The organism is Pseudomonas sp. Marseille-Q5299 (genome assembly GCF_943737035.1).
Taxonomy (GTDB): Bacteria; Pseudomonadota; Gammaproteobacteria; order Pseudomonadales; family Pseudomonadaceae; genus Aquipseudomonas; species Aquipseudomonas putida_E.
In genome coordinates, this window is sequence record NZ_CALSFR010000001.1 from 740,478 (window position 1) to 762,071 (window position 21,594).

23 protein-coding genes, 1 tRNA gene and 1 pseudogene are annotated in these 21,594 nt (G+C 57.6%); 20 read left to right on the forward strand and 5 right to left on the reverse strand.

The features are described from left to right. The first annotated feature begins 5 nt into the window (after nt 1-5). From NGJ21_RS03395 to NGJ21_RS03435, 9 genes and pseudogenes are all read left to right on the forward strand, one after another. Nucleotides 6-656, forward strand: coding sequence for a PFL_4703 family integrating conjugative element protein (locus NGJ21_RS03395; RefSeq protein ID WP_251961834.1), 651 nt, complete (start codon nt 6-8; stop codon nt 654-656). Continuing rightward, nucleotides 653-1,543 carry a TIGR03749 family integrating conjugative element protein gene (locus NGJ21_RS03400; RefSeq protein ID WP_251961835.1) on the forward strand — a complete coding sequence of 297 codons (891 nt, stop codon included), beginning with the start codon at nt 653-655 and terminating at the stop codon, nt 1,541-1,543. The genes NGJ21_RS03395 and NGJ21_RS03400 overlap by 4 nt, the downstream gene beginning before the upstream one ends. Beyond that, nucleotides 1,524-3,014 (forward strand): TIGR03752 family integrating conjugative element protein, encoded by a 1,491-nt coding sequence (locus NGJ21_RS03405; protein WP_251961836.1) that lies wholly within the window; start codon nt 1,524-1,526, stop codon nt 3,012-3,014. The genes NGJ21_RS03400 and NGJ21_RS03405 overlap by 20 nt, the downstream gene beginning before the upstream one ends. Next, entirely contained in the window at nt 2,992-3,441 is a 450-nt protein-coding gene (locus tag NGJ21_RS03410; RefSeq protein WP_251961837.1) for a TIGR03751 family conjugal transfer lipoprotein, read from the forward strand. The genes NGJ21_RS03405 and NGJ21_RS03410 overlap by 23 nt, the downstream gene beginning before the upstream one ends. After that, the gene (locus NGJ21_RS03415; protein ID WP_251961838.1) at nt 3,441-6,431 is read left to right on the forward strand and encodes a conjugative transfer ATPase; all 2,991 of its coding nucleotides are present in this window, start codon (nt 3,441-3,443) and stop codon (nt 6,429-6,431) included. The genes NGJ21_RS03410 and NGJ21_RS03415 overlap by 1 nt, the downstream gene beginning before the upstream one ends. Further along, a complete protein-coding gene (locus NGJ21_RS03420) occupies nt 6,428-6,721 on the forward strand; it encodes a death domain-containing protein (RefSeq protein ID WP_251961839.1) in 294 nt (97 codons plus the stop codon). Before NGJ21_RS03415 ends, NGJ21_RS03420 begins: the two co-directional genes overlap by 4 nt. After that, on the forward strand, nt 6,714-7,370 hold the full coding sequence (locus NGJ21_RS03425; protein ID WP_251961840.1) for a DsbA family protein: 657 nt from the start codon (nt 6,714-6,716) through the stop codon (nt 7,368-7,370). Before NGJ21_RS03420 ends, NGJ21_RS03425 begins: the two co-directional genes overlap by 8 nt. A 338-nt stretch (nt 7,371-7,708) precedes the next feature. Then, nucleotides 7,709-8,113, forward strand: a complete 405-nt coding sequence (locus NGJ21_RS03430; RefSeq protein WP_251961841.1) for a hypothetical protein — start codon at nt 7,709-7,711, stop codon at nt 8,111-8,113. A gap of 16 nt (nt 8,114-8,129) precedes the next feature. Beyond that, nucleotides 8,130-8,329: pseudogene (locus tag NGJ21_RS03435) on the forward strand (tyrosine-type recombinase/integrase); the annotation flags it as partial. Between the two features lie 21 nt (nt 8,330-8,350). Here the strand turns inward: NGJ21_RS03435 and NGJ21_RS03440 are convergent. Then, on the reverse strand, nt 8,351-8,530 hold the full coding sequence (locus NGJ21_RS03440) for a glutathione synthetase (RefSeq protein WP_251961842.1): 180 nt from the start codon (nt 8,528-8,530) through the stop codon (nt 8,351-8,353). A 250-nt stretch (nt 8,531-8,780) separates the two neighbouring features. Between NGJ21_RS03440 and NGJ21_RS03445 the strand changes: the two genes are divergently transcribed. From NGJ21_RS03445 to NGJ21_RS03470, 6 genes are all read left to right on the forward strand, one after another. Beyond that, entirely contained in the window at nt 8,781-9,272 is a 492-nt protein-coding gene (locus NGJ21_RS03445; protein ID WP_251961843.1) for a hypothetical protein, read from the forward strand. 623 nt (nt 9,273-9,895) lie between these two features. After that, nucleotides 9,896-10,309 (forward strand): TIGR03757 family integrating conjugative element protein, encoded by a 414-nt coding sequence (locus tag NGJ21_RS03450; RefSeq protein WP_251961844.1) that lies wholly within the window; start codon nt 9,896-9,898, stop codon nt 10,307-10,309. A 2-nt stretch (nt 10,310-10,311) separates the two neighbouring features. Continuing rightward, nucleotides 10,312-11,247, forward strand: a complete 936-nt coding sequence (locus NGJ21_RS03455; protein WP_502943487.1) for a TIGR03756 family integrating conjugative element protein — start codon at nt 10,312-10,314, stop codon at nt 11,245-11,247. Nucleotides 11,248-11,267: 20 nt separating this feature from the next. Beyond that, entirely contained in the window at nt 11,268-12,629 is a 1,362-nt protein-coding gene (locus NGJ21_RS03460) for an integrating conjugative element protein (RefSeq protein ID WP_251961845.1), read from the forward strand. Nucleotides 12,630-12,631: 2 nt separating this feature from the next. Continuing rightward, nucleotides 12,632-12,988 (forward strand): hypothetical protein, encoded by a 357-nt coding sequence (locus NGJ21_RS03465; protein ID WP_251961846.1) that lies wholly within the window; start codon nt 12,632-12,634, stop codon nt 12,986-12,988. Then, nucleotides 12,985-14,517, forward strand: coding sequence for a conjugal transfer protein TraG N-terminal domain-containing protein (locus NGJ21_RS03470; RefSeq protein ID WP_251961847.1), 1,533 nt, complete (start codon nt 12,985-12,987; stop codon nt 14,515-14,517). Before NGJ21_RS03465 ends, NGJ21_RS03470 begins: the two co-directional genes overlap by 4 nt. 42 nt (nt 14,518-14,559) lie before the next feature. Here NGJ21_RS03470 and NGJ21_RS03475 read toward each other — a convergent pair whose 3' ends face one another. Beyond that, nucleotides 14,560-14,895, reverse strand: coding sequence for a hypothetical protein (locus NGJ21_RS03475; RefSeq protein ID WP_251961848.1), 336 nt, complete (start codon nt 14,893-14,895; stop codon nt 14,560-14,562). Between the two features lie 111 nt (nt 14,896-15,006). Between NGJ21_RS03475 and NGJ21_RS03480 the strand changes: the two genes are divergently transcribed. The 5 genes from NGJ21_RS03480 to NGJ21_RS03500 all read left to right on the forward strand — a co-directional run bounded on the left by NGJ21_RS03480 (nt 15,007) and on the right by NGJ21_RS03500 (nt 19,719). Further along, nucleotides 15,007-15,285 (forward strand): type II toxin-antitoxin system ParD family antitoxin, encoded by a 279-nt coding sequence (locus NGJ21_RS03480; protein ID WP_251961849.1) that lies wholly within the window; start codon nt 15,007-15,009, stop codon nt 15,283-15,285. Between the two features lie 8 nt (nt 15,286-15,293). After that, a complete protein-coding gene (locus tag NGJ21_RS03485; RefSeq protein WP_251961850.1) occupies nt 15,294-15,647 on the forward strand; it encodes a type II toxin-antitoxin system RelE/ParE family toxin in 354 nt (117 codons plus the stop codon). Between the two features lie 118 nt (nt 15,648-15,765). Beyond that, on the forward strand, nt 15,766-16,386 hold the full coding sequence (locus NGJ21_RS03490) for a hypothetical protein (RefSeq protein WP_251961851.1): 621 nt from the start codon (nt 15,766-15,768) through the stop codon (nt 16,384-16,386). A gap of 109 nt (nt 16,387-16,495) precedes the next feature. Further along, nucleotides 16,496-18,379 carry a MobH family relaxase gene (gene mobH, locus NGJ21_RS03495; RefSeq protein ID WP_251961852.1) on the forward strand — a complete coding sequence of 628 codons (1,884 nt, stop codon included), beginning with the start codon at nt 16,496-16,498 and terminating at the stop codon, nt 18,377-18,379. After that, nucleotides 18,376-19,719: a site-specific integrase gene (locus tag NGJ21_RS03500; protein WP_251961853.1), complete on the forward strand. Its 1,344-nt coding sequence runs from the start codon at nt 18,376-18,378 to the stop codon at nt 19,717-19,719. The genes mobH and NGJ21_RS03500 overlap by 4 nt, the downstream gene beginning before the upstream one ends. Before the next feature lie 322 nt (nt 19,720-20,041). Here the strand turns inward: NGJ21_RS03500 and NGJ21_RS03505 are convergent. The 3 genes from NGJ21_RS03505 to queE form a co-directional block, all read right to left on the reverse strand. After that, nucleotides 20,042-20,117: transfer RNA gene (locus tag NGJ21_RS03505), tRNA-Lys, on the reverse strand. A 61-nt stretch (nt 20,118-20,178) separates the two neighbouring features. Continuing rightward, nucleotides 20,179-20,853 carry a 7-cyano-7-deazaguanine synthase QueC gene (gene queC, locus NGJ21_RS03510; protein ID WP_251961854.1) on the reverse strand — a complete coding sequence of 225 codons (675 nt, stop codon included), beginning with the start codon at nt 20,851-20,853 and terminating at the stop codon, nt 20,179-20,181. Between the two features lie 16 nt (nt 20,854-20,869). After that, entirely contained in the window at nt 20,870-21,517 is a 648-nt protein-coding gene (gene queE, locus NGJ21_RS03515) for a 7-carboxy-7-deazaguanine synthase QueE (RefSeq protein ID WP_046788079.1), read from the reverse strand. Nucleotides 21,518-21,594: the final 77 nt, after the last annotated feature.

Here is a 21,594-nt window from a genome sequence, read left to right on the forward strand (position 1 = left end):
TCTGCATGAGTTTTCGAAAACGAGTGGATGCACAGCAGGCACACATACTCAGCTTGCGAATAGCGGTACTGGTACTCGGAGCGGTCAGCTTGTTCGCCTTCTATGGCTGGCACAAAGCCCCCGAGGACCTGACTGTGCATGTACCACCGGACCTTCGCTCTGGCAGTACGCGCAAGTGGTGGGAGGTGCCGCCAGAAAACGTCTATGCATTCGGGTTCTACATTTTCCAGCAGATGCAACGCTGGGAGAAGAATGGGGACGATGACTACCAGGACAACATCGGCCGGCTCGCCTCTTATGTGACACCAAGCTGCAAGGAATACCTGCAGAAGGATTACGAGATACGTCGTAACGCCGGTGAGCTGCGGCGCCGTGAGCGTAACGTCTCAGAAATCCCAGGCCACGGGCTCACCGATCCAGGCGTGCAGCGCGTAGTCGAGATTGGTATCAACGACTGGACAGTCAACCTGGACCTGCTCGCTGATGAGTCAGTGAATGGTGAACGGGTCAAGCGAGCCATGACGCGCTACCCACTGTCCATTGTCCGTGCCGACGTCAATCCCGAGAAAAACCCCTTCGGGTTGATGTGGAACTGCTACGCCTCCAATCCACAGCGCATTGAGGTCGATCTGCAGAGCGCAGGGGTGAAGCCATGAACCTGCGCGCGTGGTTCCTCGCCCTGGGCTTGCTTGCGGCCGCCGACGCCAAAGCGGTTGAGTTACTGCAGTGGGAGCGCATTCCGATGGCCATCCCGCTGATCGTCGGGCAGGAGCGCATAGTATTCGTCGATCAGAACGTGCGCGTAGGCATGCCTCCCCAGCTGGCTGGCCTGCTGCGGGTCCAGAGCACTGGTGGCGCGGTCTACCTGCTGGCGAGCCAGGAAATTCCACCAACGCGCCTGCAGCTGCAGAACGTCACCACCGGCGAAATCATGCTGGTGGATATTGCCGCGACACCGGCAGCAGAGGGCCAGGCCAAGCTGGAGCCGGCGAAGATCGTCGCGGGTGCAGCCCCTGCAACCTACTACGGGGACAGCACCCCCGCTCGGAAAACCAGTAAGCCATCCACGGCTTCGGAAGAGGAAGATGTTGCGCCGGCACCGCGCCATGAGTCACCAGCGCCAGTGGCCCTCACACGCTATGCAGCCCAAATGCTCTACGCCCCCCTGAGGACCGTTGAGCCCGTCGCCGGCATCAGCCAGGTGCGCGTTGATAAAGGCATCGACCTGGGGACATTGCTGCCAGTACTTCCAGTGGAGGCCTCTGTATTGGGCGCTTGGCGCCTCGACAACAGCTACGTCACTGCCGTCAAGCTCCGCAATTTGAGCGCTCAGCAACTGACGATGAACCCTACAGAGTTGATGGGCAACTTCACCACTGCCACCTTCCAGCATCCATACCTCGGCGCCCGCGGGAACGCCACCGATACCACAACGCTTTACCTGGTAACTCAGGGGAAGGGCCTGAAAGAAGCCCTACTGCCGTCCTCGATCAGTCAAGTCGATCCGAAAGCAGGAGGTCGCCGTGGGCAGTCTGAAAAGTAACCCGCTCCTCAAGTACCTACTGGTCCCTGTGCTGATCGTCACGCTCATCATCTTGTTCAAGGGTGGGAGCAAGAAAGAGTCGGCAGCACCAGATGATGAGCCGATCACGATTGGCAGTGATACCGCACGCAAGCTGGGGGTAGACGGTGACACTCCTGCCGACACCCTACGCACAGTCGTAGCTGAAAGCCGGGAAGTTAAGGACCAGGTCGCCAAGGTGCTGACCGACAACAAGAAACTCACGGATCAGAACGCTGAACTCCAGCTTCAGCTGTCCCGCATCAATCAGAACGTCGATACCAAGCTGAGCAATGCGAAAGGAGAGCTGCAGGAGCAGGTTAAGAACCAGAGTGCGGGTTTGCTGGACCAGTTCCAACGCCAGTTGGACAACCTGTCACAGAACCCCAGTGCTGCAAGGCAGGATCTCCCCATAGGGCTTGGCGTCCAACCTGGTGACGGAGCGGGCTTCGACCGCTCACCTAAAGCGAGTGGCCTGGTTTGGATCGAGCCCACCGATGCAACGCCCCTGGATGCCAGCGGCAAGCCATTGCAGCCTGGTTCTGCCCAAACGGCTAGTGGTTTCAACTACCCGACCAGTTTTGGCAACGCCCTGGACAAAGGCCAAACCGTTCTGAGCGCCACAGCGCAAAACGTCGGTGCAGAAATGTCTCCCCAGGATGCGCGCAAGCAAGTCCGAAAAGCCTACACCCTGCCCCAGAACTCCACGCTAATGGGCTCAGTGGCGATGTCGGCACTCATTGGCCGAGTCCCGATCGATGGAACAGTCAATGACCCATTCCCCTTTAAGGTTCTGATTGGTCCGGACAACCTGACCGCCAATGGCATCGAGATCCCTGACGTAGTCGGCGCCGTCGCCAGTGGCACCGCGTCTGGTGACTGGACGCTGTCTTGTGTACGTGGCCAAGTCCGAAGCCTGACCTTTGTATTCGCCGACGGCACGATCCGGTCGTTCCCCGCGCCGGCCGAGGAAGGCAACGGCAGCCAGAACAACAACCAGAGCAGCAGCAACGGACAACCTGCGATCCAAGGCGGGCTCGGCTGGATCAGCGATGCCTACGGCATCCCTTGCATTTCCGGCGATCGTCGCTCGAACGCCAAGGAGTACCTGACCAACCAATCACTTGTCACGGCTGCGGGTGCCGGCATCGCCAAGCTGTTGAAGGCAGATGAGCAGAACAGCTCGACGAGTTTCAGTAGCGGGGGAACGTCTTTCGGGACAACGGGCTCCTCGGGGAACTCTGCCATGGGCGCCATCCTCACCGGCGGCGTGAGCGATATCCGCTCCTGGATGAACAAGCTCTACGGTGAAGCGTTTGCCGCCGTATATGTCCAGCCTGGGGCGAAGGTGGCCGTTCACCTGGATCAGCAGCTCGCCATCGATTACGAGATCAAGGGCCGCAAGGTCGACTACAACGCCGGAGCCAACCATGTATCCGCAAACCTGGACTAAGCCCCGCCTGCAGGCAGGGGCCTGGGTCGTGCTCGCCCTCATGCTCGGTGGATGCACGACAGATAAAGACGAGCTCCTCCCCCATGGAGAAGACAACATGATGGACGTCTGGCAGCACGGCACCTCCGGCGGAGGCTCTGGCAGCTCCAGCAGCAGAATGCTTCTGGATGCTCGGCAGGAACTCCGCCGACCGATCGATGAAGCGCAGATCGCTCACCAGCGAGCCGGTGCTGACACCTTCACCCGCACGCCGCAGAACGAGATCTACAGCCAGTTCCGGCGTCTGCCCAACCCGGACCTGGTCATGTATGTGTTCCCTCACCTAGCGGGGTCAGACCCAGTCCCAGTCCCCGGTTACACCACGGTCTTCCCAATGTACCAACGAGTGCAGTACGCGATGCCCGGAGAACGGACGGAGGAATACTGATGCAGTTCATCAACAGATGGCTCGGTAAACCACGGGAAGCCTCTATTGAACCCGTAGTCGGCCAGATAGCCGCAGACGAGCTGGCCGACGGCAACCCCGCTACAGACAGCACCACCTTAAGTGATGATGAGCGGCAGGCCGCGAACGACCGGTACATCACGCGCCTGGAGTCACTGGGAATTCCTTCGCCGATCGACTGGCAAAACCCCAAGCGTCAGCCCGCGACGAAAGCAGACGTATCGAAGATGTACGAGGTCAACCCGTCGTTCGTGGACATGCTGCCGTGGGCAGAATACCTGCCCGAGGAAGAGGCCATGCTCCTCGAGGACGGTGTGTCCCGAGCCGCATTTTTCGAGCTGGTCCCGATCGGTACCGAAGGGCGCTCCGAGGACTGGCTCAAACAAGCCCGGGATGCACTGCAAGGGGTGCTGCAGGACAGCTTTGATGAACTCGAAAGCTCGCACTGGGTCGTCCAGCTCTACGCCCAGGACGAAACGGATTGGGGCGACTACCTGGAAAACCTCCGAGCCTATGTTCAGCCCCGGGCAGAGAATACCGGCTTCACTGAACTGTACCTCGCGCTGTTCCGACATCACCTGGAGTCCATCTCCAAGCCCGGTGGCCTGTTCATAGATACGGCGGTGAGCCACCTGCCATGGCGGGGGCAAACGCGAAAGGTCCGCCTGGTCGTATATCGCCGCGTGAAAAAACAGGATCTCGTAGTTCGCGGTCAGGAGCCAGGCACTTACCTCAAAGCCATCTGCGACCGTCTCAAAGGCTCGCTGGCCAACGCCGGCGTCACCACCAAGCGCATGGATGGCCACGCCATCAAACGCTGGTTCGTGGGCTGGTTCAACCCGCATCCCGACCACCTGGGCTCTACCGATCAGGATATCCGCCGCTTTTACGAGACAGTCTGCCAACCGCCACGGGAGCTTGAGCAAGGGCAGCTTCCTGTAGCCAGCGGTACCGACTTTTCTGAGAACCTGTTTTACCGCGAACCGCGATCCGACCTGGCCAACGGCCTTTGGTCGTTCGATGGAATGCCGCACCGCGTTGTGGTGCTCGATCGCTTGAAGAATGCTCCACCTACCGGCCATTTGACTGGTGAGATCAAACAGGCTGATGCGCTGAACTCGCTGTTTGATCGACTCCCGGAAGATACCGTGCTGTGTATCACGATGGTGCCTACGCCTCAGGATCTGCTCGAGGGGCACCTCGAACAACTGTCCAGGAAAGCGATCGGGGACACCCAGGCGTCCAGCCACACGCGAGAAGACGTCCAGCAGGCCCGGTCGATCCTCGGGCGCAAGCACAAGCTGTATCGCGGCAGCGTCGCCTTCTTCCTCCGTGGTCAGTCCAATGCCGTGCTTGAGGAGCGCACCATCAGCTTGTGCAACGTGCTGCTCGGTGCCGGCATGCAACCTGTCCAGCCTCAAGACGAAGTAGCGCCACTGAACAGCTATCTGCGTTGGCTGCCATGCAATTTCGACCCCAGTGAAAGCCGGGCACTGGACTGGTACACGCAACTGATGTTCACCCAGCACGTTGCCAACCTAGCCCCCGTATGGGGCCGCTCGACTGGCACAGGAAATTCGGGGTTCACCCTGTTCAACCGCGGAGGTGCACCGCTTACATTCGACCCGCTCAACAAGCTCGACCGGCAGATGAATGCTCACCTGTTCCTGTTCGGCCCCACAGGCGCGGGTAAGTCCGCTACAGCGAACAACCTGATCATGCAAACCCTGGCCCTCTACCGCCCTCGATTTTTCATCGTTGAGGCTGGTAACAGCTTCGGTCTGCTGGGCGAATTTGCGAAGAAACTCGGTTTGAGTGTCAACCGGGTCCGTCTGGCCCCGGGCTCTGGGGTGAGCCTCGCGCCATTCGTCGACGCCGTACAACTGATCAAGAACAAAGACCAGGTCAAGATCCTGGATCCGGCGGACGTCGACGCCTCCGACGAGCACCTGGCTGATGCACTGGCAGGAATGGAGGACGAACAGCGAGACATCCTGGGCGAGCTGGAGATCACCGCACGCCTCATGATTACCGGTGGTGAACCGAAGGAAGATGCCCGGCTGAGTCGGGCAGACCGAAGCGCCATCCGTCAATGCATCTTGAACGCCGCCGAACTGTGCGTCAGCGAGGATCGTCCTGTGCTCACCGAGGATGTCAGCGCAGCGCTCCAGGCGATGGCGAATGACGACGGGATCCCGGAAAGCCGGCGCAACCGTTTCATGGAGATGGCGGAGGCCATGGGGATGTTCACCATGGGCGCCGAAGCGGAGATGTTCAACCGACCCGGTACCGCCTGGCCCGAGGCAGATGTCACGATCGTCGACCTGGCCACGTATGCGCGGGAAGGCTACCAGGCGCAGATGGCCATCTCCTATATCTCGCTGCTGAACACCGTGAACAACATCGCCGAGCGTGACCAGTTCAAGGGGCGGCCACTGGTGTTCTTCACCGACGAAGGCCACATCCAGTTGAAAGTGCCACTGCTCTCCCCGTACGCCGTGAAGATCACCAAGATGTGGCGGAAGCTCGGTGCCTGGTTCTGGATGGCCACCCAGAACGTCGATGACGTCCCTCCCGAAGCGTCCGCGCTGCTGAACATGATCGAGTGGTGGATCTGCCTGAACATGCCACCTGACGAGGTGGAGAAGATCGCACGATTCCGCGAGCTGACCCCTGCACAGAAGACAATGATGCTGTCGGCCAGGAAGGAGAACGGCAAGTTCACCGAAGGGGTTGTGCTCGCCAAGCGGATCGAGCTGCTGTTCCGCGTCGTTCCACCAAGCCTGTGCCTGTCTCTGGCGATGACTGAGCCTGAGGAAAAGCGGCAGCGCTACGAAATCATGCAGGCCCTCGGCTGCGACGAGTTGGATGCTGCACTGGAAGTCGCCGCTCAACTGGACCGCAAGCGCGGCATCACCCCTTTCCCCATCACCTTTCCCGAAACGAAGAAGGCCGTGGAGCGCATGGCATGAGAGTCATGAATACCCTGACCCAGAGCATCATCGATAACCTGACCCAGTTGCTTAAAGACCCCGGCCACGACACCCTCCAGTCGCTGTCGGTATGCGCCCCTGTGCTCATTGATGAACTGCAACAGATCAAAAATAACGCGGTGGACCGTCGCGACATTATGCCTCTGATCCAGGCTGTCCTGAATGAGTGGCTGAAACAGCATCCCCAACCGGAGGGGGCCATCCAGGATCTTCAAGCCGCCTTACAGCAACTGGGCCAGCCAGGTGATCTGGGTGGCAAGCATGCGTAACCTCAGGTCCATCACCATCATCGTTGGTATCGTGGTGATCGCCCTCCTCGGCGCTTACTGGCAGATTGCGAAGAGCAATAACCCCAGAAGCGCCTACGAAACCTGGTACTTCGGCCCACCGAGTGCACGGTGGGTGATCACTGAGTACGCGGACCTCGAATGCCCTTACTGCAGGGCGTATACGCCTCAACTGAAGCAGTGGGTGAGCAAGCAGGAGGATGTAAAGCTCGCATGGCACCACTTCCCCCTTGATAGCCATGGCAGCGCAGCGCTTTCGGAGGCCCGGCTCGTGCAATGTGCGGGTTACTTGGGAGGAGCAGCCGTGTTCTGGCAGGCGATCGATCAGGTTCTGCTGCAGACTCGGGGTAACGGGCAGGGGCTGACTGCAGAGTTGCAACTGCCCGAGGTCTCATCAGAGGCCCTCTCCAGCTGCACCAGGACAAACATGGACATCGCGGCGGCAGTTCATCGCCAACGGGCTGTGGCCCAAAGCCGCGGCATTGCCGGCACCCCCACGCTCGAGGTCACCGACAGCCTGACCGGACACACAGTACGCCTGGAGGGCCCGGTAGACAGTGCCGCCCTGCTATCGGTCATAGATGCTCTAGCCGCTCAACCTACGAAGGAAAAAGCGGAGGCGCCACGATGACAAAGCTGAGGGTCCTGAGCACCAATAACAACGACGAAGAAAGCAACCTACCGAGCAGGTTCTGCCCAGGTGCAGGCTCTGGCCATGGGTGGTTTCAACTTGAACATGCTGAGGAGGTGTTCCCTTCCGAATATGAGCTCAGTAGGGCACTGCAGAAATGGAATGATGACTGTGTCCTCATGGACTACGACGCATCTACAGGGAAGGGGCGTTTTGTAATCGTTGACTGGTATGCGCCGGACTCGGGAACCGTGATCGAGCTGTGGTGAGCGCTTGCGGCGCGGGTGGAATAGGTCGATAAAATACCTTATCACCCTAACCCACCACGGACGGCTCGTATGTTCATCACCCTCGGCAACAGTCACGACCGGCACTACACCTGCCCATGCGGTCAAACCCTGCGCGGGCAGATCGGTAAGATCAACATGAAGAACTGGACCTGCAACACCTGTCAAAAACCAGTCACGGTCTTCATGGGTGCCCCTGGCGGCAATACCTACACGGTCGAGCGTCGTTTTGCGAAGGACGTGCTCGTGAACGATCATGTCGTGTTCCGCTGCGGCGTCGGCCTGTCATCCGGCGACGTCAGCAAGTCCCACCAGTATGGCGCCAAGGCAAGCAACTGGTACTTGTACATCTTAGGTCATAACGGGGGGGTGATCGGTGCCCGCGACTATGTCAACGTCGAGGTCAATACCTTCGTCCAGGTGCTCACCCCACATACCGTGCAACCAGTGCCTTGATCCTGCCGGTTACTGAGCCAAGGCTACCAGTATCACCGTCGAGGGCCTGGGGATGTAGGGCTGCGCGCAACCGCCGCCACCAACGCCCTAAAGCACAATGCCAACATTGCCAAGGTCCAGGCCTGGCTGGGCCATGCCAACATCAGCATCACCCGCCTATACGATCGCCGAGGCCAGCGCGCTGAGGACTCGCCCACCTTCGAGGTACGCTACTGAAGAGCGGCGAGATCGGGGGCTTCAGTCAGTCGGCGGCAGATAGTCACTGCGCTGAATGCCCAAGCGTCGGTCGATTTCCTCGGAATTGCCCTCGGCCAACAGCATGTCGTGGGCAAACTGACGGGTCATCGCCTTGTACTGCTCCCAAAGGAAGCGCTGCTTGGCGTTCAGCTCACCAATCCCCGGTTCGATGAATGACATCGCTTCTTCCAGCTCCTCAAAGGCGACCATGCACCAAGCGGTAGACATTTTTTGGGGGAATAGCACGGTAGGGAGTGCGGTGGATGGGGGGGCTTTGCTCACGGGTCGATCCTTTGGTTAACTGCCGGGTTGGCCATGCTATCGAGAGTATGCCTCGCGTGCACAGCTGTGTATCCAGGGCATACGGGTTGGCCAAGGCCTGTGTCACAATACTGGCATTCCGTCACCCGCCTGGCTCTGGATCGCCCCCTTGTCAGAATTGCTCAAACTGAAAGAAAACACGCTGGTGGCTCATCCAAACGGCGGGTACAGCTTCGGCACGATTCCTGAGATGCCGAAATTCGGGCTGCCTGGGGGTGAGGTATATCTTCGCGTGGGCGTGCACCGGCGTGCCGGCAGCGGGTTCGGTGTGATTCATGTATGGGAAGCGCATCAGACCGACCTACTCAAGCACGGCTGCTCCTCGATTGACGGGGTAGCGGAGCTCATTGCCAAGATGATCGTGCCCGGCGCGGAGATCTATTGCGAATTCAAGGAACAACGTAGCGGTCACCGAATCGCCGTACTGCGAACGTCCACAGGCACCTTGATTCTCGAACCTCGCCATGAGAGGGGTCTGGGCTTTGCCTACCACGTCATCACCTGGTATCCGCAGCGTCGCGCCCATGGCACCTTGGTGGGGAACATTCCACGTCAGCGCCCGGCCCCCCAACCGGCGACCCCATCGCCGAACTCCAAGTAAAAAAAAAGGCACCCAGTGGGTGCCTTTTCAGTAAATTATGAGGAGTAGTCGCAGCGATCCTTTAGCTCCCAGTCTAACGACCTTGGGTTCAGAATCCGACAGGCTAGGCCCGTCGTCACTACTTCAGAGAAACCAGCTTTCTCTGCTGCCAAAATTGCGGGGGGGCCTTTGCTGGTACCCAGTCCCGACGAATGCGCAGTTGCAGTCCTCATGTACAAGGATATACAAGGTGACACCTGTGTCAATCAAATTTGATCAATGGGGTGATCTCAGTTATCCGGTAATTTCCGACAATCCCGACTTGGGCGGTCAACTGGTGCAGTACTCTGCGGTGTACTCACTGTACGCCGGTCGTCGTGCGACCGGGTAGTCCCCGTTTAGCTGCCCGCGATTGGCCAGATTGCTGGGCCGGCCGGCTCACAGCTAGATGCGCAAGCCACAGTTCTCGACAAAAATCGACAGGGTAGCCAGGCTTTGCCAAGTCTGAGAGGCTCGCGCTTGGAGCGCACCGGGGACGAGCCCACACCTCGTTAGAAATCCAAGCCCACTGAGTTTCTATTTCCTACTGCACCTGAAGGGACGATCCGTTTCCCTGTACCGGTCCCCCCTTCAGGTGCAGTTTTATGACAAACATCCGCTCATCATGGCGAGCAATCCCTGTGCTTGTCATCTTGTTGACCCAGGTCTCGGCCCACGCTGAGACTTGGGCCATAACCGACTCGGCGCACCCATTAACTTCCGTACCAGCAGAGGTGCGAGTCATCAAGCTCGATGACCAACAGCGCATTGAGGCGCAGTTGTCTCGGAGATTGCCACCCAATCCCCACCAGGCCGCTCTCGAAGCTCGACAGCTTATGAGCACTCCTGCCGGGGCAGCATTGGTGCTAGAGCTGGCATCCGCCCAGCAGGGAAACGCTGATGCTTGGAGTGTCGGCGTCTCGAAGATCCCCGCCGTCGTGGTGGACCGAAAATTCGTGGTGTATGGCCAGCCCAACGTGGCAGCGGCCATCGAATCGATTCAAGCGGTGAGGAGGTGACGATGAGGCGCATGCCCCGCCGCACTCTAGCTGCTGTTCTGACCTCAGCCTTGTCCTTCTCGGCATTTGCGACCGTCAACACTGCCGCGATCTTGGCCTCCACCAGTTCGCCAAGCTGCCTTGAGTACAAGGTGGTGGGGATCTGCTACTGGCTGCTCTGTACCCCGATCGGATGCACGGTGAAGACCTCGACCAAGGTGAAGCACTACATCCCGGATGCCGTGGTATCGGCCTACGCCAACACCGGCGAAAACCCTTGGTCAGAGGTGAGCCCCATGGGGATGCCTAACGCCACTGCGCAGTCCGGGAACGATGGCACAACCAATCACAATGCCGAGAACAACATCACGAAGTTCAAAGAGGCTGACGTCATAGGCCATCCGGGAGCTGTTGTGTTCGGCAGGTTTGCCAGCTCGTTTGGATACTCCTGCCATGGCGCCACGACACCGTTGGTGCCCTACATGCTCAGCACCCTGGACACGCTCGCATGGCGCTACGGCGTTCCTGAGTCCGTTTATCCCGAGGCACTCACTCCAGGCATGCGGGAAGTCGGTGGAACACTCTCCGGTGACCTCTGGGGAAGCGTCTACCCCCGCAGCGGCTTCATTCACCAAACCGACGACTTCAAAGCTGCAGCCGTGATCGCACAGCGAGCCGGGGACATCACCACACGCAACGGTCAACCGCACGTCTACCAGCCAATGCTGGGAATGGCAGAGCCAGGTTACTGGCCCGCCGGTGAGCTGCGTGAGGGCGAGGCGGCCACCGGCAAGTGGCAACAACTCACGCCAACCATGAGCCCGTCCTGCGCTGTTTTCCCCTCCCCCGGCCCTAACGCAGACGCAGTCGACGAGGCATATGCCTGGGCTTTGTGGCGACCCTACTCCTGCTGCGAGCGCAAGGGCCAAACCTTCCTGGGAAGCACTGACTTCCAATAAGACATGATCTGGAGTGCTCTATGAACAAGTTAACCGCTGCCATCGTTCTTTCCGTGGGCGTCGGTAGCACCTGGTGCTCGGCCGAGGCCGCTGACCCGATCAAGGTGGAATCCCAGGGCAGTGTGATCGGCGACGACGTGCTCTACAGCATCGGAGGTGGAAGTGCTGTCCAGATGGGCAGCGCCGGGCAGATGGAAAGCATCACCGTCGGCGCCGGCTGGCAGAACAATTTGATCTGCGGAAACATGGACCTCAGCAACACCCTGCAGAACCAGTTGAACGGTGCAACACAGGGGTTCCAGCAGATCATGAGCAGTGTCATCCAAAACGCTACAGGGGCGGTTACCTCGCTGCCGGCGATGATCTTGCAACGGTCAAACCCTGCGCTGTACAACCTGCTTACGAACGGCATCCTTCAAGCCCGCCTGGATTACGATCGCTCCAAGGGAACCTGCCGGGCCATGGCCGAACGAATGGCAGACATGGCCGGAGGACAGATGGGCTGGGGTAAGGTTGCCGAAGGCCAGAAGATGGGCCAGGCCCTGGCCTCGAGCACTGACGCCGTGGCCGTGGTCGACCAGGTCGAGACTGCCCCAGGAGCCAACGGTGTCGCCTGGGTTGGTGGTAAGCAGGCGGGCGGCAGTGGCCAGCAACCCATCAAAGTAGTGGGTGATGTGGCGAAGGCGGGTTACAACCTGCTCAATAATCGTGCGCCCGAGGCAACCTCGAGCATCCCTGCAGCCAGCTGCTCCAACGGGTTGGTGTGCGGCAGCTGGGAGTCCCCAGCTGAAGCAGCCCAGTTTGCCAATCGTGTACTCGGCGAGCAGCAAATCCAGACCTGCGAGGGCTGCAGCACCACGTCGACCCCTGGGGTTGGGCTGACCCCGTTGATCCAGGAGACATACGACAAGAAGCTCGCCGCGCTCCAGGAGTTGCTGAAGCCGGGAACCCAGATCACCTCTGAAAAGCTGCGGGAGGCCAGCAGCGATTCGCTCCCCATCACCCGCGGCGTTGTAACAGCCCTGCGAGACGAGCGGGACCAGGCCGTACTGGCCTCCCGACTGGCATCCGAAGTCGCCCTGGCTGATGTCCTGGAGAAAGGTCTCCTGCTGCAGCGCATGCTGATTACAGGCAGCAAGGAGCCCAACGTGAACGCCAACAAGCTGGCCGTAGAGGCAACACTCGGGCAGGTCGACACGCTTCAGCAGCTCATCATGAACCTCAAGACCGAGCTCGACATGCGTCAGCAACTGGCGAACAACTCCCCGATGAAGATCATCGAGCGCGGCAAGGCCCGCTCCGAGAACTCACGGGCGGTTTATGACGCGGCGCCAGAACAGGATCGCCTGATCCAGCTGCAGAAGCCTGCCGGCAAGGACTGACCATGCCCCAAGAAGTCGAGAAGAAGACCAACCCCTTCAAGATCTTGCTGGGCGGCGTGCTCATGAGCACGGTGATGCTGTTGCTCAGCGTGCTGCTTGGCATCATCGCGGTCAACCATCTGGGCCTGTTCGATTCCTGGTTGAAATGGCGTGAGGGTAACTACTTGCCGCTGCTGCTATGGCGGCTTGCCCTCTACTGCAGCATCGTCTTCGCGTGGGTGAAGCTCAAGGCACGCCTGCCTGAACCAGAGCCTGGTCAACCCTCCAAGGCCATGCAGCGAATCGAGTTCCTGGTTCTTCTGCTGTTCGTAATCATCGAGATCTCGAAGGCGCCAATCGCTTGGTCGGAGGTGCTATGACCCTCTACACGAACGACTACCTGGAGTATTACCTGACCCTGGTCGGGTGGATCATCAACAACGGGATCTGGGACATGATCTCCGACACCGGGCTGTTCGCCCTGCCTTTCATCATCATCGTGGCACGTGAATGGATCAAGGTGCGTGGCGAGGGGGCGGATGAGGGTAACAAGGGCGTCCTGTCCTTGGCTCGTATCGAAACCCAGCTGTACATTGGGTATGTGGTGGTGTCCCTGTGCGCGGTGCCAGCCATCTCCGTGGGCTTTGACACCCTCCAGTTCGATCAGCAACGCGGACAGCAGTGCCAGGTACTCACGCCGGCTCCCGCCGATACCGGCTGGAACACGACATTCAGCTCGTTGGCCGGCAAGAGTGCCAAAGTGCCGGTCTGGTGGGCCTTGGTACATGCGCTGTCCAAAGGGTTGAACAGCGGCGCCGTCGCAGCCATACCTTGTGGAACCGATCTTCGGCAGATGCGCATGGAGGTCGACGCAATGAGGATTGGCAACCCTCTCCTCGCCCAGGAAGTGGCTGACTTCACCCACGATTGCTTTGGTCCTTCTCGCGCTCGCCTGTTCATGCGTCAGCCCGACATCAGCTCGATTGCCAAAGACGAGAAGGCCCTGCAAGACCTGAACTGGATCGGGTCCCATTACCTCCTGAATACATCTGGCTACTACGACACCGACTACTCGAGGACCCCGCGTACCGCTTGGCCATATGACACGAAACGTGATGATGGGATGCCACAGGTAACCGGGGGTGGTGGATATCCAACCTGCAAGCAGTGGTGGGCGGACGGGAGCATCGGCCTTCGGGACAGACTGAAGGCTCAGGTCGATCCAAGCCTTCTGAACCAGTTCCTGGGATGGGCAAAGTGGCTGTCTCAGGAGGAAGTGACCGACTCCATGATCCGCCAGCTCGTGTCGCCGTCCAGCCAGGTCACCGGGGACGTCTACACCGACTATGGTGGACAGATCGGTGGGACCGCGTGGAACGGGCTTGCCCGGGCTGGCGGCACCCTCGGTGTCGCGGTGGGCTCCCTTGCCTACTTCCCAGCGATGGACATGGTTCGGCAAGCTCTGCCAATGGTGATGGCTTTCCTCAAAATGGCCATGGTGATCTGCATACCCTTTGTATTGATCCTGGGCGCGTATCAACTAAAGGTCGCTATGACCATGTCGGTTGTAATGTTCGCTCTGATTTTCGTTGATTTTTGGTTCCAGCTTGCACGCTGGATAGACAGTACAATAATCGACGTGCTCTACGGCTCTGGCTCCCCACACCTATCATTTAATCCAGTGATGGGTTTAAACACCACGACGCAAGATGCAATCTTAAACTTCGTCATGGGAGCTATGTTTATCCTGCTTCCACTATTTTGGGTTGCAGCACTTGCATGGTCGGGAGTGCAAACCGGAAACATCTTGAACGGTCTTACGAAAGGTACGGAAGGCGTTCAACAAGCAGGCAGAGCAGCAGGTGGTATGGCTGAGGGCGCAATTAAATCTGCAGTAAGCAAGTCCTGAAAAAACTGTGCCCCAGATCAGAAGGTCTGGGGCATTGCTCTTCTAGTCTCTGTCAAACCCATCTCGGCGCTCACCCCATGAATCGAGAGGCGCACCGAATGCGTCGCGACCAAAAGGAGCATCTCGGTCCTGAGATGATGTCTGCGAGATATCCATCTTAGAGAGCATGACAACGCCCAGCCCGAGGGCTAGGACAGTAAGCATGACTGAAACTATCCAGCTGAAAGAGTTGTATGCCAGCAATGCGAGGACCACTGCAACAGCTGCACGCTTCACCCAACGCAACGTTGGATTTTGATCGTGCAACCAGAACCGGGCCAGGCCTCCAAACGCTTGGCCGACGCGGAAGGCTATCGAGGTTTTAGTCGCGTTAGGCATGGTCTATCTCCTCGCTCCATGAGAGCATCTTGATATCAGATATACGGTACCTTTGGCCTTTTCGCAAGCGGCATGGCATAAAACGCCATGCCCATTCATCAGGATCTCAGCATGGCAACCCATAACGTCGTCGTTCCTAAGCCTATGGAGCAGTTGATTGATGATCTCGTCAGCACTGGTCGTTACCAGAATTTCAGCGAGGTCATCCGCGCGGGGATTCGGATGCTGCTCGAGCATGAAGCAGCTGAGTCAGCCAGGCTTGAAGCACTACGGAACGCAACATCCGTGGCAATGATGCAGGTCGAGGCAGGTCAATATGAGGAGGTCGATCCGGTTAATCTTGCTGCCTATCTCCAAACCCTAGGAAGACCTGCGGGCAAGCAAGTATGAATAGGCCCGTGGTACGCATTGCAGCTCAGGCACAGATCGATATTGCCGACACCCTTCGCTTTACCGAGTCGAGGCTCGGAGATGCCGTCAGGAGTCGGTATCAGGACCTGCTCCAGGCGACGTTCCAATCCCTTGTCGATGATCCAGAACTCAACGAGAGCACATCACGGGACGACCTTTCGCCAGGTGTTCGCAGTCTGCACCTGGCATTTAACTTCTTGGAGATGACTGACGGGCGCATGATCAGGCCCCGTCATATCGTGTTCTACCGCACCGGTGCAGACCAGATCGTTGAGATCCTTCGAGTTCTACATGACGCGATGGAGGTAGCTCATCAGTTGAATTACCTGCATCAGCAATAAAGGGTAAATGGGCCAGAAGCAAATGGCTTTCAATGGATAATGGAATGGACCACAAGGGTAAAAGCCTTATCCGAAAGGGCGGACGTAGTCCGAGAAAAGGAAAAATCAGGAGCTTTAGATGAAAGCAACTTGGTGGGAAAAAACTGTCGAATACGCTTTTGTAATCAAACTCTCTGAAAATAAAATGCTGGATTTCGCAGCACCAATCGCAGGCCGACACGAAAGATCGTCGGGAGATGGGATTTTCGGAAAGGACAGCAAACTAGTCCTTGTTGAATTCAAGAAAGACGCCTCTGAAATCGACGCAGAAAAAACTATTTTCAAAGATTATGATGCAGCAGCTGCAGAGCTGGACATCTATAATCATCACTGGATTGTTTACGGAGTCGTAACCGAGGATGAGAAGCTACTCCTTGAGAACCAAAAGTATTTCGACCCCAAGAAGAAACACCCCGTCATAACTGACATTATGTCTACAGGGGTAACACACTCAGAGTTCATGCTTTACCTGAGGAAACTGCAAAGTTACAGAAAACCTGATGCACGTGGCAGTGGTGGGAAAAAGAATGCAACCCATGTTTCCGCCGAGAGTATGCTAACTGTCTTGGGGGTCTCAAACACAGGGAAGCTCATTGGCAGCTTGAGCCTTGAGCAGTATAAGCAAGAGCTGAAGCTCGCCCCTCCAGCACCGAGCAACAACAAGAGTTCAGGCTGGACGATCTCAGAACCAGGATCCTGAAGATGGCAATTTGCCACGAAATCCGTAACCCCTGAAATCTGCTTTACCGTTGATGCCATCTTGGCATTAAGAGAAAAGCCCGCTCCATGCACACCCCATGGAGCACTGTATGCACCTCCTATCCTGGTTAGGCCGGCGCTCGGCCAAACCAACGCCAGAAGCCTCAACGCAAGGCTTCCACCTGCCGAAGAACGCCGCAGCTCTATTGCAAAGCCCGCTCCGTCAGCAGTTGCTGGAGAACATCTGGCGCCGGGCTTCGCTCTCGCGAGCTCAGTTCAACACCCTCTACCTCAAGCCGCTCGAGCGCTACGCTGAGCTGGTGCAGCTGCTCCCTGCCTCTGAAAACCACCACCATGCTCATCTTGGTGGGCTGCTGGACCATGGCCTGGAGATCATGGCTTACGCCCTAAAGATCCGGCAGACACACCTGCTACCTGTAGGCGCCCCTCCTGAGTCACAGTCAGCCCAGGCCGAAGCCTGGACGGCTGCTGCGGCTTATGGCGCCCTTCTGCACGACCTCGGGAAGATTGCTGTTGATGTGCGAGTAGAGCTGGAGGGTGGCCAGCTCTGGCATCCGTGGCATGGGCCGATCACTCGGCCTTACCGGTTCCAATATGTGAAACGCCGCGAATACCAGCTTCATGGAGCTGCCTCAGCCCTCGTGTACACCCAGGTCCTGGACAGCGGAATACTGGACTGGCTCAGCGGGTTCCCTGAACTGTGGAAGCAACTCATCTACCTCCTGGCCGGGCAGAACGAGCACGCCGGCATACTTGCTGAGATTGTTGTTCAGGCGGATAAAGCGTCCGTCGCTCAGCAACTGGGTGGAAACCCTGAGCGCGCGATCGCGGCCCCCAAACAATCGCTGCAGCGCCAACTGGCCGATGGCTTGCGCCTCCTGGTTCGCGAGAAGCTGAAGCTAAACCACCCCGACGGGCCGGCAGATGGGTGGCTGACACAGGATGCTCTTTGGTTGGTAAGTAAACCTGCAGCGGACCAACTCCGGGCGTACATGCTGGCCCAGGGTATCGAGGGAGTACCAACCTCAAACGCCCCTTTCTTCAACATGCTGCAGGACCAGGCAATCATCCAAACCAATGCCCAAGATAAAGCTATCTGGAAAGCCACCATCGACAACGGCCGCGGCTGGAAGAACAGCTTCACTTTCCTGAAAGTCTCGCCGGCACTCGTATGGCCAAATCCGGATGATCGACCTCTTCAGTACGCAGGCACTCTCACCCTGGATCAGGAGCCGGGACAAATCCCACAGAAAGGAATCAGTGAAGAAACCGTCTGCGCAGTACCGGATGAGCCAATCGAAGGTTTGGACCAAGCTCCTCGACCACTGTCCCAACCCCGACAGCTGATGCAGCCAGCTCCATCCGCTGAGCTCCAATCAGTTGAGCACGAAGAACTGCTGTCGCTGTATAGTGATATCACTGGGCCATCAGTCGAGCCAAGTGCTAGCTATGGCTCAGCAGCCGATTTACCTCTCGACAAAGGAGTAGAGGAGGATGAAACGGCTGAGGATTCTCTAGCAGCCACAGCACGGATTGCTGCAAGGAAAGATGTCACCACAATGCCAACCAGTAATACGCTAGGAGGGGCTTTCGTCGCTTGGGTAAAAGCAGGTGTTGCCTCTCACAAATTGATCATCAACGATACCAAAGCCTTAGTACACACTGTCGATGACACTGCAATGCTAGTCACCCCTGGGATTTTCAAGCGATATGTACTTGAGCATCCAGAGATTGAGAAAGGCATCGGAAAATCTGCCACAGCAGCATGGCAATATGTACAGCGCGCTTTTGAAAAAGAAAAGATCCACGAAAAAACTACTAACCAGCTGAACATCTGGACCTACGATGTGATAGGCCCGAGAAAAACCTCCCAATTGAGAGGCTACGTTCTCAAAGATCCGAAATTAGTATTTTCAGAGCAGCCCATGAACAACCCTAGTTTGCGAAGGGTGACGGAAGGGACTGCTAAATGACCCCCCAAAATCTGCTTCAGGAGTACTTGGCCGACCATGATTTAAGACAGGCTAGCGCGAAGACATACGGCGCTGCGATTAAGTCACTGGAAAAAAATTTTGGCAAAAGTGTAGAGGTCGAGTCGATTGATAGGCGTTCCATTCTCGCCTGGCGAAACAAAGTCATCGAAGGAGGACTGTCAAAGCGTAGCTGGAATACATACTCAAATCACCTGCGCACGATGTGGGGTTATGGGGTGGAGTATGGAATACTCCCAGACTCCCTTGCTAACCCATTTAAGAAAACCACAGTAATTCCACCAAAGCGGCCGAGTAAGATCATTGAAGGCGATGCCATCAAGAGCGCACGACTATGGCTCAACAGCCTCGTAGCCGAGGAGGAGACCACTGGGGCGCGCGCTAGGATCACGCCAGCGTGGTTTTGGCTAGCCACGTTCGAGATCTTTTACTACACAGGCATACGCTTGAACGCGCTGCTGTGTATCAGACTACGTGATATCGACTGGACCAGAAAACTCATTTATGTGAATGCAGAAACAGAAAAAACTCACAGAGGATTCTGTATTCCCATCATGAAGGGGCTTGAACCACATATAGAAAGAATCGTTACTGCCGCCAAGAAAGTGGGATTCAGGGATGAAGACCAGCTATTTAATGTGAATCGTTTTTCGATCCACTACAGGTCCAAAACGATGAACATTCATCAAATTGAGGACATGTTCAAAAAGCTCACCCATGCGTTCGGCATTCGGATGACGCCGCATAGATTTCGACACACGCTGGCTACCGATTTGATGCGGCAACCAGAACGCAATATTCACCTGACGAAGGCACTGCTTAATCACTCGAACATTGCGACGACGTTGAGTTATATCGAAGTCGATTACGAACATATGCGAGCTGTACTAGACGAGCGAAGCCTTCATCAAGGAGCTATTAGACTCGAACGCCGAGAGGATCCTGCTCGGCCTGAACTCCCCCAGCCAAAAGCACTTCCACAAGAAAAGGCTCAAGCGCAGCACACCCTTGCGGATATCGAAACTACTTCCAGAGAAACTACTCCCACGGAAATTCTCAGCCTACTGGAACTGGAGTCACCTAGCGCCTACGAATTACTCGCCGCGCTACCAAAGCAGAAGCGCCCTAAGAAGTACCCGCTGGAGCAAATTTCCGCACCTACCACGGGGCTCTCACACGAACTGGGATGGGATGGACCTGGCACTCTATGGGCTGACCTTGGCATACCCCCATGCAGTCTCTCAGAAGACGCTTTCGACCCTGCCGCCCTGATAGACATAGCGCCATCGGTCAACGCCGTCGGGTCGTATAGGTGGAGCTGACACCTCAGCTATAACTGCAGTTTATTTAAAGCATGCCGGAATCGGCAGGACTTGCCGTGGCCGAAAAACGATAATCTGCCTCAGCTACGAAGCTGTTTTTCCAGATTTTTTTCTTTGAGCACTAGGTGCAGGTCGGACAGGAGTGAAGGCAGGTGCTTCCGCTGGCTGGACCAACGAAAAAGCCCGCAAACCAGTGCAGGATGCGGGCTATTTCATATTGACATCACGGTGAAGCGAGCCTAAGGTTCGCTCCAGACGGCTGCAAGACTAGACATGGCTGTGGCAAGCCCCCCTCTCTAGCACTCACGAACCGCTGTGAATATGGTGGGTCGTGTAGGATTCGAACCTACGACCAATTGGTTAAAAGCCAACTGCTCTACCAACTGAGCTAACGACCCGTTGGATGGCGCGTATAATACTGATTTCTAACGGGAAATCAACACCCCATCAAAACTTTTTTCAAAAATAACGGGTTGGGTCGTCTACCCCGGCGGCCTTGAAGCCGTCGGCGCGCAGGCGGCAGCTGTCGCACTTGCCACAGGCGCGGCCCTCATCGTCGGCCTGGTAGCAGGAGACCGTCAGGCTGTAGTCCACGCCACGGGCCATACCGGCCTGTACGATCTGCGCCTTGCTCATGTTCTGCAGTGGCGCTTGGATCCGGAAGCCCTGCCCCTCGACACCGGCCTTGGTCGCGAGGTTGGCCATGCGTTCGAACGCTTCGACGAACTCAGGGCGGCAATCGGGGTAGCCCGAGTAGTCCACGGCATTGACGCCGATGAAGATGTCGCGCGCCTGCAGCACTTCTGCCCAGCCCAGAGCCAACGACAGGAATACGGTATTGCGTGCCGGCACATAGGTCACCGGAATACCCTCGCCCAAGGTTTCCGGCACATCGATGCTGCTGTCGGTCAGTGCCGACCCCCCGATGCCATCAAGGTTCAAGCCGATGACCTTGTGCTCCACGACGCCCAGGTCACGAGCGACCCGCGCAGCAGCGTTCAATTCAGCACGATGGCGCTGCCCATAGTCGAAGCTCATGGTGTAGCAACTGTAGCCTTCGGCCTTGGCCATGGCGACGACAGTGGCCGAGTCGAGGCCGCCGGACAGCAGGATTACTGCTCGTTTCTCAGTCATGTACTTTTGCTCCTAATCAACGTCCGGGCTCGTCGTTCCACAGCAGCTTGTGCAGCTGCAGCTGGAAACGCACAGGCAAGTTGTCGGCAACGATCCAGTCGGCCAGGTCACTGGCCTTCACCTGGTGATGGCTTGGCGAAAACAGCACTTCACCGGCGCGCTCGGCAAGGTTGTACTGAATCAGCTTGGAAACCGCCCAGTCATAGTCCTCGCGTGAACAGATGACGAACTTGACCTGATCATTGCCGGTCAAGTGCTCAATGTTCTCGTAGAGGTTGCGGTGGGACTCTTCAGAGCCCGGGGTCTTGAGGTCGACCACGCGGCTGACGCGAATATCGGTAGCCGAGATATCCAGGGCACCACTGGTTTCGAGCGAAACCTCATAGCCGGCATCGCACAGGCGCTGCAACAGTGGCAAGGCATTCGGCTGGGCCAGTGGCTCGCCGCCAGTCACGCACACATAGCGTGGCTTGAAGCCGGCCACCTGTTCCATGATCGAATCCAGGCTACGCACAGTACCGCCACTGAAGGCGTAGGCACTGTCGCAGTATTGGCAGCGCAGGGGGCAACCGGTGAGGCGCACGAATACCGTGGGCAGCCCAGCCGTGCGTGTTTCACCCTGCAAAGAGTAAAAGACTTCGGTGATACGTAATGTGTCTTGCATGATCGCCACGGGCGTGACAGCTAAACAGGCTGTCCGCCTCCGTCAGGCACTGTCGCGGACTCGACATGGCGTTATCC

Coding starts and splice junctions, on each gene's coding strand:
- NGJ21_RS03410 (WP_251961837.1), top strand. CDS start 2,992: ATGTATCCGCAAACCTGGACTAAGCCCCGCCTGCAGGCAGGGGCCTGG.
- NGJ21_RS03420 (WP_251961839.1), top strand. CDS start 6,428: ATGAGAGTCATGAATACCCTGACCCAGAGCATCATCGATAACCTGACC.
- NGJ21_RS03440 (WP_251961842.1), bottom strand. CDS start 8,530: ATGTCATTCATCGAACCGGGGATTGGTGAGCTGAACGCCAAGCAGCGC.
- NGJ21_RS03395 (WP_251961834.1), top strand. CDS start 6: ATGAGTTTTCGAAAACGAGTGGATGCACAGCAGGCACACATACTCAGC.
- mobH (WP_251961852.1), top strand. CDS start 16,496: ATGCACCTCCTATCCTGGTTAGGCCGGCGCTCGGCCAAACCAACGCCA.
- NGJ21_RS03460 (WP_251961845.1), top strand. CDS start 11,268: ATGAACAAGTTAACCGCTGCCATCGTTCTTTCCGTGGGCGTCGGTAGC.
- queE (WP_046788079.1), bottom strand. CDS start 21,517: ATGCAAGACACATTACGTATCACCGAAGTCTTTTACTCTTTGCAGGGT.
- NGJ21_RS03450 (WP_251961844.1), top strand. CDS start 9,896: ATGACAAACATCCGCTCATCATGGCGAGCAATCCCTGTGCTTGTCATC.
- queC (WP_251961854.1), bottom strand. CDS start 20,853: ATGACTGAGAAACGAGCAGTAATCCTGCTGTCCGGCGGCCTCGACTCG.
- NGJ21_RS03490 (WP_251961851.1), top strand. CDS start 15,766: ATGAAAGCAACTTGGTGGGAAAAAACTGTCGAATACGCTTTTGTAATC.
- NGJ21_RS03425 (WP_251961840.1), top strand. CDS start 6,714: ATGCGTAACCTCAGGTCCATCACCATCATCGTTGGTATCGTGGTGATC.
- NGJ21_RS03480 (WP_251961849.1), top strand. CDS start 15,007: ATGGCAACCCATAACGTCGTCGTTCCTAAGCCTATGGAGCAGTTGATT.
- NGJ21_RS03470 (WP_251961847.1), top strand. CDS start 12,985: ATGACCCTCTACACGAACGACTACCTGGAGTATTACCTGACCCTGGTC.
- NGJ21_RS03465 (WP_251961846.1), top strand. CDS start 12,632: ATGCCCCAAGAAGTCGAGAAGAAGACCAACCCCTTCAAGATCTTGCTG.
- NGJ21_RS03475 (WP_251961848.1), bottom strand. CDS start 14,895: ATGCCTAACGCGACTAAAACCTCGATAGCCTTCCGCGTCGGCCAAGCG.
- NGJ21_RS03415 (WP_251961838.1), top strand. CDS start 3,441: ATGCAGTTCATCAACAGATGGCTCGGTAAACCACGGGAAGCCTCTATT.
- NGJ21_RS03400 (WP_251961835.1), top strand. CDS start 653: ATGAACCTGCGCGCGTGGTTCCTCGCCCTGGGCTTGCTTGCGGCCGCC.
- NGJ21_RS03500 (WP_251961853.1), top strand. CDS start 18,376: ATGACCCCCCAAAATCTGCTTCAGGAGTACTTGGCCGACCATGATTTA.
- NGJ21_RS03455 (WP_502943487.1), top strand. CDS start 10,312: ATGAGGCGCATGCCCCGCCGCACTCTAGCTGCTGTTCTGACCTCAGCC.
- NGJ21_RS03430 (WP_251961841.1), top strand. CDS start 7,709: ATGTTCATCACCCTCGGCAACAGTCACGACCGGCACTACACCTGCCCA.